At 51.0% G+C, this 14,440-nt stretch carries 14 protein-coding genes; 5 read left to right on the top strand and 9 right to left on the bottom strand.

Going from position 1 to position 14,440, the window contains the following annotated elements; translation table 11 throughout:
- Positions 1-382: 382 nt before the first annotated feature.
- The 5 genes from LAO76_05555 to LAO76_05535 all read right to left on the bottom strand — a co-directional run bounded on the left by LAO76_05555 (position 383) and on the right by LAO76_05535 (position 6,670).
- Complete coding sequence (locus tag LAO76_05555; protein MBZ5490380.1) at positions 383-877, bottom strand: transcription/translation regulatory transformer protein RfaH; 495 nt, start codon at positions 875-877, stop codon at positions 383-385.
- Positions 878-1,062: 185 nt separating this feature from the next.
- A complete protein-coding gene (locus LAO76_05550; GenBank protein MBZ5490379.1) occupies positions 1,063-1,851 on the bottom strand; it encodes a class II aldolase/adducin family protein in 789 nt (262 codons plus the stop codon).
- 86 nt (positions 1,852-1,937) lie between these two features.
- Positions 1,938-2,210, bottom strand: a complete 273-nt coding sequence (locus LAO76_05545) for a cupin domain-containing protein (protein ID MBZ5490378.1) — start codon at positions 2,208-2,210, stop codon at positions 1,938-1,940.
- Positions 2,211-2,306: 96 nt separating this feature from the next.
- The gene (locus tag LAO76_05540) at positions 2,307-4,214 is read right to left on the bottom strand and encodes an amino acid adenylation domain-containing protein (protein ID MBZ5490377.1); all 1,908 of its coding nucleotides are present in this window, start codon (positions 4,212-4,214) and stop codon (positions 2,307-2,309) included.
- Positions 4,215-4,240: 26 nt separating this feature from the next.
- The gene (locus LAO76_05535) at positions 4,241-6,670 is read right to left on the bottom strand and encodes a radical SAM protein (GenBank protein MBZ5490376.1); all 2,430 of its coding nucleotides are present in this window, start codon (positions 6,668-6,670) and stop codon (positions 4,241-4,243) included.
- 582 nt (positions 6,671-7,252) lie between these two features.
- On the opposite strand from LAO76_05535, the gene LAO76_05530 reads away from it, so the two are divergent.
- Positions 7,253-7,885 (top strand): pyridoxamine 5'-phosphate oxidase family protein, encoded by a 633-nt coding sequence (locus tag LAO76_05530; protein ID MBZ5490375.1) that lies wholly within the window; start codon positions 7,253-7,255, stop codon positions 7,883-7,885.
- Position 7,886: 1 nt separating this feature from the next.
- Here LAO76_05530 and LAO76_05525 read toward each other — a convergent pair whose 3' ends face one another.
- Positions 7,887-8,714: a hypothetical protein gene (locus tag LAO76_05525; protein MBZ5490374.1), complete on the bottom strand. Its 828-nt coding sequence runs from the start codon at positions 8,712-8,714 to the stop codon at positions 7,887-7,889.
- A 217-nt stretch (positions 8,715-8,931) separates the two neighbouring features.
- On the opposite strand from LAO76_05525, the gene LAO76_05520 reads away from it, so the two are divergent.
- Positions 8,932-9,858, top strand: a complete 927-nt coding sequence (locus LAO76_05520; GenBank protein ID MBZ5490373.1) for a hypothetical protein — start codon at positions 8,932-8,934, stop codon at positions 9,856-9,858.
- Positions 9,859-9,925: 67 nt separating this feature from the next.
- The gene (locus LAO76_05515; protein MBZ5490372.1) at positions 9,926-10,762 is read left to right on the top strand and encodes an alpha/beta hydrolase; all 837 of its coding nucleotides are present in this window, start codon (positions 9,926-9,928) and stop codon (positions 10,760-10,762) included.
- Between the two features lie 64 nt (positions 10,763-10,826).
- Here the strand turns inward: LAO76_05515 and LAO76_05510 are convergent, their stop codons facing one another.
- Positions 10,827-11,210, bottom strand: coding sequence for a TlpA family protein disulfide reductase (locus LAO76_05510; GenBank protein MBZ5490371.1), 384 nt, complete (start codon positions 11,208-11,210; stop codon positions 10,827-10,829).
- 657 nt (positions 11,211-11,867) lie between these two features.
- The gene (locus tag LAO76_05505) at positions 11,868-12,149 is read right to left on the bottom strand and encodes a hypothetical protein (protein MBZ5490370.1); all 282 of its coding nucleotides are present in this window, start codon (positions 12,147-12,149) and stop codon (positions 11,868-11,870) included.
- A 58-nt stretch (positions 12,150-12,207) separates the two neighbouring features.
- Between LAO76_05505 and LAO76_05500 the strand changes: the two genes are divergently transcribed.
- Positions 12,208-12,495, top strand: coding sequence for a helix-turn-helix domain-containing protein (locus tag LAO76_05500; GenBank protein ID MBZ5490369.1), 288 nt, complete (start codon positions 12,208-12,210; stop codon positions 12,493-12,495).
- 133 nt (positions 12,496-12,628) lie between these two features.
- Positions 12,629-13,438 carry a hypothetical protein gene (locus tag LAO76_05495; protein ID MBZ5490368.1) on the top strand — a complete coding sequence of 270 codons (810 nt, stop codon included), beginning with the start codon at positions 12,629-12,631 and terminating at the stop codon, positions 13,436-13,438.
- Between the two features lie 38 nt (positions 13,439-13,476).
- Here the strand turns inward: LAO76_05495 and LAO76_05490 are convergent, their stop codons facing one another.
- Entirely contained in the window at positions 13,477-14,421 is a 945-nt protein-coding gene (locus LAO76_05490; GenBank protein MBZ5490367.1) for an energy transducer TonB, read from the bottom strand.
- Positions 14,422-14,440 lie beyond the last annotated feature (19 nt).

The following is a 14,440-nucleotide window of genomic DNA, read 5'->3' as shown; positions in this document are numbered from 1 at the left end:
TGTCTTAAGAGCGGATGGTTAAGTTACACGTTCCCCTCAACACGCTTAACAGCGCGCTGATTTCAAAAGCACGTTGAGGCTGTGTTCCGGTTGATGGGAGGCGATATCCCAATCAACCGCAGAGGTGTTCATTTCGTTTCCCGTTGGGTTCGTTATCGCCAAATGATGAGATGAAGGGATAGCCATGGCTATCAATTCAATTTGGAAGCAACGATCTAAATAAAACGTTTGGGCTCACGCATTCTCCGGTGCGGTAATGCGGTGAAGTTCCAACCGGTCGAACACCGAAAGGAGAGTTCGCAATTCCTCTTCGGCTGAAAGCATATGGCGCGTCTGGGACTCGGCAAAGTTGCCGCAAAGCTCAAGCACCTCGGCACACCCGCTAACTAGCAAGTTTTGCCACTTCTGACCGGGACATTTCCACATGAGCGCTGTACGACACGGTGTGCAAAAGTATCTGCACGCGTTCACTTCCCGATAAATCCCGTTCGAATACTCCTACAAAATTACGCAAAAAGCCTGATCTTATGACTACGTGGTCACCCGGACTCAAGGCAGGCGTATTGCGGATGACAAAGCCGTTCTCGTCTATGCGGGTATGAATTTCGGCAATTAATTCATCGCTAATCGCAGACGGAACTCCGCCGAAGCTGACAACATAAGCGACTCCACGGGTAAAGTGGATATTGTGCAGCATCTTGGGGCCTTCAAAGCGCGCGAATATATATCCGGGGAACAAGTGTGAATCGCGACAGGCGCTGGTTTTCTTGATCCGGGGCGCCAGCGTTGTTATTCCCCAGGAGGTCAGATTCTCTACCGCCCGTTCCTCCTGGCGAGGTTTTGTGCGAATTGCATACCACGATAAGCCAAGGTTCATTTTTTACTCACAAACTGAATCTACCGCGCGATTAGCTTTCATTGTTTCGAAGGGCATCCTGAGGAAGGCAGAGCTACCGCACTTGAAGCACTTGCAGTGCACCCTTTTCGCCGTTTTTTAAGTGCAGCTGTCTCATAAAGAAACAGTGCTTCTGTTGTCTTTCTCTGTTGTCTTGCAATCCAGGATCAATTTCCAGCAACAGAACGTCTACGATCCTGCTTGCCTGATCCGAAGGCGGACACGCTATAGCGGTTCTTGGCTTGCAGTAGCTTCTGAATTTTGACTTCATCCAACAAAGTCTGCTTGCCTATCTGCCGCGTCCCTAACATAATCCGCGCAAAATGCTCTACCGCTTCCATCCTGTAATACGCCTCGCACAGGCTCTTGCCATATGCGACCACTCCATGATTTGCCATCAATATTGCATTGTTATATGGGATGTAGGGCAGCAGCGATTCACTCAGTTCAGAGGTGCCGGTGGTGCCATAAGGCGCCAGCGGCACGGCGCCCAGGGTCATGACAAGTTCTGAGCACAAGGGCTCATCCAATGCAATACCCGCACAGGCAAATGCGGTCGCCGTACAAGGATGCGCGTGCACCACGGCTTGAACATCCGGACGTAGTTTGTAAATTGTCAGATGCATCTCAATCTCGCTGGAAACATCCCGACTCCCCTTGAGTTTGACCCCGTCTCCATCCACGATGACCATATCGCCGACGCGCATCATCGCTTTTCCGATCGCGGTTGGCGTGGCGAGAATCCGACGGTCATCAAGACGAAGCGACAAATTACCGTCGGTGGCGGACACAAATGTCTGCTGATGGAGCAGCTTGCCAAAATCGACCAACTGCTCGCAGCTGCGTTTCTCTTTCGATCTCAATCGTTCGCGCAGCCGCTGCCATGAGGCAAAATCCAACCAGTTGTGGCCCAGTCGCTTTGGGAAATGACTTATCGCCTGGCTTATACGTAGCATAACCATCCACATCCTGAAGACTGAACCGGAAAGTCACATTGGATTCAAGTCTGTCTCACAAACCTTTTTTTGACGTCTACTTCGAATCAACGTCGCGTTCTGGAATTCATCCTCGCGGTACGGAGATGATCGCCGAGATACGCTTGCCTCGTGAGGCCATAATCCGTAACCGCCAGAAGTTCCATGGGTTCATCCGTTGCATTCTGGGTCTGATGCATCGACCATCGCGGGACAAACACCGTATCTCCGGGTCCAGCCTCGACGGCGAAATCACCCACCAGCACACGCCCCTTGCTCTTGACGACAGCGAGTAACGATTCATGTATGTGCCGATGATGTTCGGTGTTCGCTGCGAGCAAGGCCATCGTTCTTTCCTTTCTGTATGGACTTACAGATGTCGCTGAAGTTCAATCGACCAACGTGATTCAGCGGGCTTCAGAACGTGTTAACTCGGGTTAATGCTCCAAAACTGCGTCTTCCTGTTGCACTTCTTCTATGCGCTTCAAAAGATCCGTAACTCTGGGGTTGGCAAGGAAGTCAAATATCGACAGATTCACATGAAAGTGATCCGCAATGCAGCCCAGGGTTTCAGTAACCAGATATGAATGTCCGCCCAGGTCGAAGAAGTTATCAATGATTCCGACCCGTTCGAGTTTCAATACTTTGGCGAAAATGGCTGCAAGGTCGTGCTCCGCAGGAGTCTGGGGCTCTTCTGGTCCCGCCTTCGTGCCCATGGCGAGAATATCCATACTCAACAAGACGTTGCGGTCGGTCTTGCCATTGGGGCTTAGCGGCATTTCCTCGAGAATAACTACATCATTTGGCACCATGTACTCAGGCAGCCGTTCCTTCAAGAAAGACCTCAATTGGCTTCCGGTCTGGTCACGCGAGCCGCCGCGATGCCGCGGCACCACGAATGCAACCAAACGTTGGTCCTGCTCGCTGAATGTCTTGCTTAATACCACAGCTTCTTTTACTTCTTTGTGCTGGCGCAGATTGGATTCGATATCGCCCAAGTCGATACGGAATCCCCGCAATTTCACCTGGTGATCAACCCGGCCAATAAATTCCAGGTTCTCATCGGACGAAAACTTTCCGAGGTCTCCGGTGCGGTAAAGTCGGGGGGATGATCCGGTGTTGAAGGGATTGGCGACAAATTTTTGTTCTGTCAACGCGCGATCATTGATGTAGCCGGAGCCAACACCATCGCCGGCAATGCAGATCTCTCCGGCTTGTCCAGAAGGCACAGGATTCAGCGAATCATCCAGCAGGTAGACCTGTGTGTTGAAGATGGGCTTTCCGATAGGAACGGAGCTCTCTACATACTTGTCATAGTTCTTCAACACATAGAAAGTGGAGACATCACTGCACTCCGCGGCGCCATACACGTTGGCTATCTTCGCATTGCACTCGCGAGACTGAGCCCATTCGCGGATCCGCGAGGCGGAAATGGCTTCGCCGCCCAAAAATAATGTCTGCAAGGAACTCAGCTTGGAAAAAGCCTTGCTTGAATTCTCAACCAGGGGATAGAAAGTGCTGGGAGCGCAGTTCATGCGGGTGATGCCTTGCTCCGCTATCGTCTGCAGAATCAATGCAGGATCGTAGTGAGGTGAGGCCAGCAGGTGTAGTTGTGCTCCCGTAATCAGGGGCATAACAATGCTTCTTTGAGTTATGTCAAAGCTGAAAGAGCTGATCACCAGCACCTTGTCGACCGGCGCGATATTAAACTCGGTGACAAACCAGTGCATCAGATTGGTCCAGCCGCCATGGAAGACGGCCGCAGCCTTTGCCTTCCCGGTTGATCCGGAGGTGAAGATGACATAGCACAGATTTCTTACAGATGTCGTCGCTGGCAGATTGTCGCCGCTCTCCCCGGCAATCTGCGGCCACTCACTGTCCAGACATACCTGCTTCAGCTTGGTCTCCGGCAAGACAGCTGCCATATCACGGGTGGTGAGCAACACTCGCAAATCAACGTCTTCCATCATCGATGCCAGACGCTTCTGCGGATAGCCGGGATCAAGGGGAACATAGGCAGCGCCGGCCTTGAGTGTACCCAGAATTCCGACGATCATTTCCAGCGAACGATGCATGCAAATACCCACAAGAACGTCTGGGCCCGCTCCCAGTTTCCGCAAGTAGTTCGCCAACTGATTCGCTTTCTGGTTCAATTCCTGATACGTCAATTGCCGGGACCCGCAAACCACGACGACCGCGCTGGGTGTCTCGGAGACGCGCTGCTCAAACAGCTCGTGCATGCACTTGTCACTGGGATAATCAGCGTGCGTGTTGTTCCATTCCGTCATCATCTGGTGCTGAGAGTCGATGGTCAGCACCTGTAGTTCAGAGCTCGAAGGTTGCATCTGGCATCTCTCCAATCAAGCGCTTCTCAGCTTTCCTGTTGTACGGCAGCGGGAACATCGAGGACCTGATGAGAGGCTGCTGCCGCAGCTTTCCTCTCTGCGAGTGTGTAGTCCCAGGCAAAACTATTGAGCTTAAGGTCCATATTGGTGCTCAGGACCTCCATGGCAGACATAAGGTCTTCGGCGATCTTCTCTACTTGAGCTTGAGAGTAACGGCCCGTCGGGCAGGAAACTTCAAATGACGTACCATCGCTTCCGGTGGTGAGCTTGAGCAGCAGATCTATCTGTTTATTGACTGCTGAATAGTGCTCCAGCCGCCCACTCATAGTGACTTCTGGCGAATCCGACACGACACAGCCCGCGGTAAATGACGGGCATGTGCTTCCGAACTCCTTCAGGCGCAATGGATTCGTCAGAATGAAGAAGGCAAACAGACGATGAATACGCGCCTGCTGCAGCTTTTCACTCGAGGCATGGGCAAATTCAGCGAAGGTTGATTGGTCAGAAGAGTGGAAGAGAACCGGGAACGGCTCTTTGTCATCCAGCGAAGCAACCACCACAGCCTCGTCCTGGCCCAAGGTTCTGGCCAACAAAGCGCCGTAGCAGGCGAAAATCAGTTCCGCAAAATCCACCTTGTACGACGAGCTGAGCTGATTCAGTAATTGCTTGTTCACAAATCGGGCAACTGAAGTGGATGCTCCACTTCCCAATTTAGGGGCCGCTGCGGGCCGGCGTGCCTGCCTGAACTCATCAAGCCAGAACTTTTCGGCAGAAACATACCTTGCTCCGGAATAGGGTTCAAGTACGCTCAGGTCCGGTTTTCCAGGGCGATCAAACTGGGCACTTAATTTAAAGTTTTCCAGCAACGCTGGGGAGATTTGCTTAAGGTTTGGCTTCAGGAGCTTCTCCTTGGCTGCTGCGACAAAGAATTTAATGAAGGTCTTCTGCTGTTCAATGGACATGCCTCGCGTCTCATTGAGGTAAAAAGAAACCCAGTTATATCCGGGATCAGGCACCCAGGAGACATGCTCCAAAGCCATAAACGATCGAACGACCAACTCAACGGCTGTTTCGGCATTCATGGTGTAATGTGACCAGCCATACGCTTTGCCTTTCAGCGCAAATTTGTCTCGCTTGCGCCACACAGGAGTGGTGGCATCACAGAACCAGATCTGGATTCGTGTGTAATCGGGCTTGATTTCCTCAATAAAGTCGAACGATTCCTGCAGGCTCTCATATGTTTCTCCAGGAAAGCCTACTTGCACGGAGATCATCTGGCGCAGCCCATATTTCTTGAACCAGGGCATCGTCCTGCGGAAGTCCGCTTTGTGAGCGGTCTTGTCCATGTTCTTAAGTACCGTCTCATTGGCAGATTCGAGGCCCAGAAAAACTCCCATACAGCCCGCTTCCTTCATTAACTGGATGGTCTCTTCATCCGTCTGGTCGCAGCGGAAGAAGCAGTGCCATGTGAAGCTATAGTTCTTCCTGATCATCATGCGCAGCATGGCCTTGAACTGGTTGGGAGGAACGTTCATGGTGGCATCAATGAAGAAAATATGAGTGATTGTGCCAGCAGCTTTGATGGAATCGAACTCCCGCTCGATACGCTCAAGGTTCATGATTACATAGCGCTCATTGCCATGCTCAGGGAAGGAACAAAAACCACATGCATACGGACAGCCATCAGAAATCCGCACGTTGGCCCAACCGGATTTTGCGAACCCTTCGGCAAACAGCGGATAATCAATCATGTTGTCCGCCAGCGGATTCGTCTCCCGCAGGCGGGGAGTGACAAGATAGTCTTTGCCTTTTTTATAAGCAATATTATGGACAGTGCTCACGTCGATGTTGTTTTTTAGGGCGTCGATCAGTTTGACCAGTGTCTGTTCACCCTCGCGGCTGTAGCAGTAGAAATCAGCATTCAAATAACGGAAAAGAGGCTTGACATATTCTGGCTCCCGTTCTTCGGCTTCTTTTGAGATGTACGGGCCGCCGGCAATGATTTTTGCATCCGGCTTTACTTTACGAATGAAGGTAATAATTTCCCAAATGTTCTGCTCAAAGACGTACATTGTGCCGGTAAGGACAATCAGAGCATAGTTATTAGCCTTCAGCTTTTCCTTGAGCTGCTGTTTTTCCCAATGAAACAAATTGATGTAATCGAATGTGTATCCTCGCTTCGCGAGGTAGCTACCCAGATAGGTAATCCCAGTCCACAGGCAATCGCCGTTGTAAAAATCTTTATGGTCCTTGCGGTCGAGCCCCTCATTATAGAATTCGGTGAGGATGTCCATTGCCTGGTAGGGCTTGCCCTTATAGCGAACGCAATTGAGCTGCATGTCAGTAAAGGCCACATGATCGCGTCCGCCCGAAGAAGCCATGTTTTCAAGAATGTTGAAGTATTGCTGAAACTCCAGCTCGTTGTGTCCAACTAGCAGGCAATCGAAATTCGCCATTGCATCTTCTCCAACGTCGGTGAACATGAGCCCAGGAGATGCGCTCAACCGAATGTTTTGGATGAAACTCCAACCAAGAGGCGGTTGGTAGAAACACTTTTTCTAGTATAGGGACGGATGCGGCATAGTCAATGCAATCACAAAATATTTCTCATTTTCCGTTTCAATATGGAACAGAGTTGCGGATTAGTTGCAGCATAGTATTTACTGGCATGCACTGAGACGCCAGAAATCATTTCTGAAAAAGACAAATAGCTTCCGATCAGCGAAATCAGCGCCCAGCACGATTTAAAGCGGACTTCGTATTGTCTGCACCCTCGATGGTTCAGCTTACCCTAAGTTATAAAATATGTTTATTGATAGATTTGTTCCATTATGGGAATACGCTGCATGACTTTTATGGATATATAGAAAGCATCGGATGGAATTGGTAGGCTCTTAACTAGTTTGCTCTATAGTAATCAGCGCAAAATAATTTCTGATGCTAGTCATCGCATAATAAAACTTTTTACCGAACAAGAATGTTTTGTCGTCACTGACGGTATTTCAGGATTATGATTATGTCCATACAGTGGAGGAAGTATGAGTGAAGTTGACGATCTTGCATCATGCATTGCAATAGAGGACGAAGAAACGCTAAGGTCGCGTTATGCTTCACCTCGCTTTTTGCCTGTTCTAGACCAGCTCGACAGAAGCTGCCGTTTGTTTATTGCACATTCCCCCATCTTGATTATCGGCACCACTCAGCCAGGCAACGGCGTCGACATAAGTCCGAGAGGCGATGCACCGGGATTTGTACGCGTGCTCGATGACCATACACTCGTTATTCCCGACCGCCGCGGTAATAATCGTCTGGACTCGATGACCAATCTGCTGGTCAATAATGAAATCGGACTCTTTTTCATGATTCCAGGAGTGCATGAAACACTCAGAATCAAGGGAACGGCACGCCTGAGCCGCGAGCCTGAATATCTGGCTGCGGCAGAAGCGCAGGGGCAACAACCAAATACCGTAATCGTTGTAACCGTCACCTGGGCCTTTATTCATTGTGGCAAGGCGCTGAACCGCTCGAAGCTGTGGGAAAACGATTATCGTGCCCACCCACGGGCCTGGCTGATCGCTCGAAGCACGCTGGAAAACAGCACAGTAGTCGATGTTGATCTGACGAAGCCGCCCGTGATTCCGGACAAAGAAACTGGATCCGAGGAGAGTTAGTTCAGCTGCGGGGGTCGCGTTTTCGATATGGATTGGTTTTAGCCAGGCCTTTGAGCCTTTCCGTGAGCTTATGCAATTCTGCAGCATCAAACCTGCCTTGTTGAAGTACCTGGTCGGCTATTTGCTGCAAGAACTTAGGAATCGGAAACGGAGTTTCAGCCGGCCGCAGAAAGCGCTTTCGGGTCTCTATCAGAAGAGCCGTTTCGCTCAGCAGTTTCGCGGCCTGAAGATGGTTATAGTCGCAGAGTCTGGCAAAGCCCAGATTCCCGGTAAGATGAGGCCCCAGCAGATAACGGCTCAAATGTTTGTTGAAGAGCTTGCGATATTGCTCTGCTTGTGAGTCATGGCACAAAACCAGGCTGATTTTCTCGCTTTGCTCATGAACTCGAAATATAATTCGCTCGGTCCAATCGTAAAAGATGAGATCGAGCGGGCTCTCAATGCCTTCCGCGGACAAAATTGCGCGATCCGCAGAAGATAAGCTCGAGAAATGTTTTCGCACCACGAAGGTTCCCACGGGAACTAGCGCAGAACGTGCCAAAACTTCAGAGAAGCCTGCAACCACGGCATAGCGCCGGCGAATATCCCAGGACTGAAAAGCACCTGAGCCGTCGAAACACGTTGTAGCATCGAAACCAACAACCGGGTCCGGAAGCGATGAGTTCCAGGCATGATCAAATTCATTCCAATCGTCAGCCTCGGCAATAAAGCCATCAAGGCAACAAATTGCAGATTCTCCCTGGTCGCCGCTCAGGGCAAAGTATCCGTAGAGCACAGCAGTCACCTTGTAGTCGCGATCATTCTGCAGAGCCGATGGACCGATCTGCAAGATTAGGTTAGTGCAAAAACTTTTTTACTTATCTGGATTTAACAATCTTACTAACACTATATCCAATATGACACAAGCACGCATGTTTGCCCGAAAAGGGAAAACAATATTATAGAGTCGATAAAGATTACGGCTTAACCCGAATGATGTGGTGACGAATAAATTAGAGTAGTATCTATCAAAGTTGGTTGACTTCTGATCTTTGGGTGAAACATTCATGAATGGCGCTAATTGTTTTTTGTCTGGTTTGGCCTACAGTGTGGGCAACATCAAGCCTATCGATGAGTTGGCTAGAGCAGAGAATGTAAGTGCTGAGCTGCTAAATACGCTCAAATCACGCGGGCTAAGGAATTTTTGCGAAGACAGCAGGACGATTCCCGAGATGTGTCTGGCCAGTGCACAGCAAACACTCAAGGCGGCAAATCTTACGCCAGCCCATATCCATGCAGTTGTATTCACCAGCTCGAATTCCGATGGCCTGGTTGCAGATGATGATGAGACCGCGCTTTTTGCCGCTCTTCACGCCGCCGGATTTGCGAAGACCCGCATTATCGGTTTGACATTACAGGCCTGCAGTGCCTGTGGCGAAGCGCTTCAAATTGCGTGTGACTTGATCAATGATCCGGCGAAGAAGGCACTGGTAATCATTTTCGGAAAAAAGAAAGCCAATAGGCTTGGGCCTCAGGCCAATACAATCTTCAGTGACGGAGCTGCATCCTGCATTGTTTCCGCGAACGGTGGTGAGTTTGAAATTTGTGCGATTGAGAGCATGATCAATACCTTTTTAGGCAGTATGGGACGCGCCGGCAATATTGCGCAAACTCAGGGCGGCCTTCTTGATCTCAGGGAGCTTAGCCGAAAGGTCTACGCGAAATCAGGAGTGCAAGCCAAAACCATACGTGCATTTTTTGGAACGAATGCCAGCCTGGGGCACCTGAATTTCATGGCACAGGCTGCCGGGATGCCTCTCGACAAAGTTTACGAGGACGACGTAGCCGAATACGGACACTTGCATTCCTGCGATAACTTGATCAGCCTGAAAAATTACTCCACCAAACATCCGTTGGCTCCAAACGATCACGTGATGCTTACTGCGTGGTCGTCGCATGTTGTGAGTGCGGCAGTGTTGCGGTACATCGGATAATCAGGGGATTCTGACAAACTGAATGTAACGTCGTTAAAGCAGAGCAATCATTTTAAGGGTGCTGCATATGCCAGGAGAACTGCCACAATTCTCGGAGATGACGGTCAGTACCGCGGGACGACCTTACCTACTACGTTACTTTGACCGACCGGGCCCGGGGCCAACGATCCTCTATATTCATGGACTAGGCTGCTCAAAGGATGATTTCCTGGAAATGGCTGCCGCTCCGGAGCTTCAGTCGTTTCGCCTGATCTCTGCCGACCACCCCGGCTGTGGTGACTCACCTTATGATCATGACCACCCATTGAATATTGATGGAATTGTGAGTCTCATTGAGAATTTTGTGGACAAGCTGGGGCTGGGTCCGTTTCTGCTTGTGGGCGGCAGCCTTGGCGGGCTGGTGGCACTTCTATACGCGGAACGGAACTCGAACAGAATAACTGGATTTGTAAATGTGGAGGGCAATCTTGCTCCTGAAGACTGCATGTTCAGCCGGAATGTAATCCCTCATCCTTACCAGCATTTCGAAAAAGTAATATTCCCACAAATCAAGAAGGCCGTGTCCGCCAGAAGAGGCCGGGGATTTGAGCAACATTTAAAGGTACTGGCGAAAGCCAACCCGCGCGCCTACTATGATTACGCATTTCAGACCGTGGAATACTCAGATCACGGTAACCTGCTGCAGCGCTTTTTGGGTCTCCCGATTCCAACCTATTTCTTGTACGGTTCAGAGAACCGCCACCTCTCTTACCTGCAGCGACTCCGGGAATCCGACTGCACTGTCATCGAAATACCGAATGCAAACCATTTCTTGTTCTATGATGCTCCGAATCAGTACGCGGCAGCCCTCGCGACCTTTGCTCGCAGATCCTCCTTTGTGGCAGCACCGTGCTCGAATAGCTGAACGGGCAGACCACATCCAGGTTGTCCTGAGATAACGCGGAGGAATCAAAAGGTTTTTCGGATCCTCAAAGCAGTTTCTTCAAGCCCTTCTCAATGACATCCGTATATTCAAATCCAATGATCTTTTGCCGCAGAATGCCTTGCCGATCGTAGAGAAGGGTTGTTGGCAGGCCTTCAATGCCTCCGAATTTATTTTTGATCTCATCGGTTGCGACGGCCAGCGGGTGATGTATGCGATGCGCCGGGCAAAAGCGCGGCTCTTCCGTGTCAGCCATGGTATCCAGCTTGAATCCGGTCACAACAAATCCTCGCGATCCATACCGGTCCGCCAATTTTTCATATCCCGGCATTTCTTTCTTGCAGGGCTGGCACCATGTGGCCCAGAAATCGATCAGCACTACCTTGCCGCAAAGATCGGCGGAAGATATCCTGCGCCCGCGTAAAGCCAAAAGCGTGATTCCAGATCGCTGCTCAGCCTCGTCGCCTGGGTGCCTTTTGACCGAAGCAAAGAATGAAAGTCTTCATCGGCCACCAGTCGCTGAAGGTTGAAGAGTCCCGTGTATATCCAACTGGCGGCCAGAGACAAGTCAGTAGATCCCGACCCGGGCTGTAATCCCGCCGGAAGCAGAAGCCCAGTTCTACCGGTTAGGTTGGTACGGCCAGTGGGAAGTTTAGGGCCCAGCGTCACGGATGCCTGCGTTGTTCCTCGTGGTGAATCGCGCCGATAAAACCTGTACTTTGCCAGGACCATCAGGTCGCCCAACCCTAAATCCTCCTCGGCTCCAAAATGCAAAGAAACAATCCGCCTTTAAAATTTTATTCGCTATTGATTCGCTTCTAAGATTGCGCTACTATATTATTCTGCCCTGAGGGGTGAAAGCTTATAGATCATTGAAAATAAAGCAATCCGCACACAGCACTGCAGCATCCGACCACCTCGAAAGATCAATCCTAACGACGAAATCAATTTTCGATTTATTTTCGGCATTGATTCGGAATGTACTTTTGCCTTTTATTTGCATTTAGATGGCTACGAACTAGAGGCAAGGGGTTGGGCGCTCCAAATAAAGCGCGGAAGAATTTTCAGTCCCGCCCTGGCGGCTCCTTTATTCGGCGCGCTCTGCAGCTGGAACAGCGGGCGCGCCTCCGTGAGCTTTATTTCGCCGGCTCCAGGGCATCTGCTCCAGCGATTCGAGGAAGTCGATAAACTCCCGATTCGAAAGAGAACGGAAGGTCCCCGCGTCATGGGCGCGAATAAAGCTCCCGCCATCCGGAACCAGGCAGTTCATCGCCTCTCGGATACTTGGATGAAGATGTCCGCAGGAATAAACGCCATCGTCCTCGGTAAAACAGGCAACGTAGCTGATTTCTGGTGTATTTGCAGCCATAGCGTTCGCGGCAAATTATACACCTAATCAAGGTGCTATCTAGTCAGGATGTAGATTTGTGCGGCTTGCCGAAAGACTATACGGCGTGCGCAGCGCATTGATTTTGTTAGGCAAACAAGTCCGAAGATTAAGAATTGAACGGCGTCTCTCCCAGGAGAAGCTTGCGGAGATGTGTGACTTTCACCGCAACCAGATAGGAAGAATCGAGCGCGCCGAGCAAACCGTTTCTTTTGATGGCCTTCTCCAGCTTTCCTACGGGCTCGCCGTTCCCCCTTCTGAAATCTTTCGACTAGTACCCACGCAAAAGCGCCTTCCCTCAAAAAAGAAGAAATCGGCGGATCAATAAGCAAGAACCCTGGAATCCGCTTCTTAGATCCGCAAACCTCAGTAACCTGGCCAGTTTGAGTTTCCTTCTGCTTTCGGTCAACAAAGGGGCCATAATAGGGGCTGCCCCCAAGAAAATAACTTCTGGAGTGTTTATGAAACCTTTCTGGCGCGGACTTTGCCTGCCGTTGCTGATGGCCTGCTGTCTTGTATCGATGGCCCAATCCCAGACCCCTGTAGCAGATAGCAAGAAGGTGATGGACGATGCGCGGCATGCATATTACAGCCTGCGCGCGGCGGGATTGGATGAGTTCCGCGCCACCGTGAAGCCGAACTGGGAACTGGTGCTGAAAGACCAGCTCGCGTCCGATCCTGCCAGCGCGCAAGCCGGGCTGAAACTTTTGAACGGAATACACTTTTCCATGCTGCTGGACCACACGGACAAAGTGACGGTGAGCCACCACGCGGACACCGAGCCGGTGAATGAACAGCAGCGCAAGGGCTTTGAAGATATCTATTCTGGCATGGACCAGGCCATCAACGGCTTTTTCACCACATGGTCCTTGTTTATGTTGAACTCTCCGTTCCCCGCGCCTGAAGTCAACTACACGCTGGAAAATCTTGGCACGCAGTACCAGCTTTCGTATAAAGACGGGTCCTCGGACGTCGTCACCATGATGGGAAAAAACCTGATCATCACGGATATCAAGGTAAATTCGGCGGAATTTAGCAGCTCAGTGCGGCCGCAATTTGTGCACACAGCTAAAGGGTTTGTCCTGACCGGATATGACGCGGATTACAAGCCTACTTCAGGATCCGGCGTGGTAAAACTGGCGATCAAGATTGATCACCAGCCTATTAGCGGGCTGCAATTACCAGTCAGCCTGGTACTGGACAGCGTGATGGACGGCGCCCCAACGCACATGGAATTGGCATTCTCTGGGCATGAAGTAAAAAGCCACTGAGCCACAGGCGCTCAGGACGACCCTTGGCCATTCACGGTTTACAGCATGGCGGCCTCGGCAAGCTTGGCCTGGGCTTCCTGGGATCGATTCATACGCGTCAGCAACTCTGCGTGGAACTGTAGGTCGCGTTTGAGCGCACCGAAGAGCTGGCCTTTGCGGCTAATATCCTCTGCGATAGATAGGTCTTTATCAGCGCCTTCCATATCACCAGAAAGAGCCCGGATTTCTCCGCGAATTGAATACGCTGCCTCAACGCCGGCGACGTCTCCGTTTCCGAGCTTCACAACTTCTACAGCCTTGTCCGCGTAATGAAGCGCGGTATTGAGATCACGGAGATTGGCATAAACCGTAGCCGCATAGACATAGGCGCGCCTTCGTTCTGTGAAGCGCCGATCTGGGGGGAACTCGTCCGCAATGGCCGCAGCCTCCTTGCAGGCATTCGCCGTTCCCTCGTCTGTTGCATCCGCGATCACGCCACGTGTGCATGTTTCCCATGGGATATCGAACCGCTTCGCAACTTCTGCATCGGACTCTCCTTGATGATCGTTGGGCGGAAATCTTATAGAGACTGAGTAACTGCCGTTTGCCGAGGACTCGTGCGGAGTGTGTACCTCTGGTTTTTCGCGCAAAGTGAAGCTCACCAGAACATTTCCGATCACTGCAGTAGTTCCTTCGCCGCTGTGAAATGGAGAATATCGCCATTGCTTTAGAGCAGATGCCGCAGCATCCCTCAACATGGTAGGTCCGCTGAGAACCCGTGTCGACCTCACCATACCGTCTGGACTAATCTCAACGTTGATGACAACATCCCCCTGCACTTTAGCCGACTTTGCGGTTGCTGGGTAAATGGGCGGGACATACTTCCTGAGATGACTCGCTAGCTCTTCCTGTGTCAATCTTGGAAGCCGAGGCACTTGAGCATCAAGCAGTCGGATTCCGAAAATGAACCCCAGGGCAACGATGACTACAGCTGATCGCACCATAGGCGTTTCCCTCGAAAGA

The organism is Terriglobia bacterium, assembly GCA_020072645.1.
Taxonomy (GTDB): Bacteria; Acidobacteriota; Terriglobia; order Terriglobales; family Acidobacteriaceae; genus Angelobacter.
Note: the sequence above shows the minus strand (reverse complement) of the source record. Positions and strands in the feature narration are given on the sequence as shown.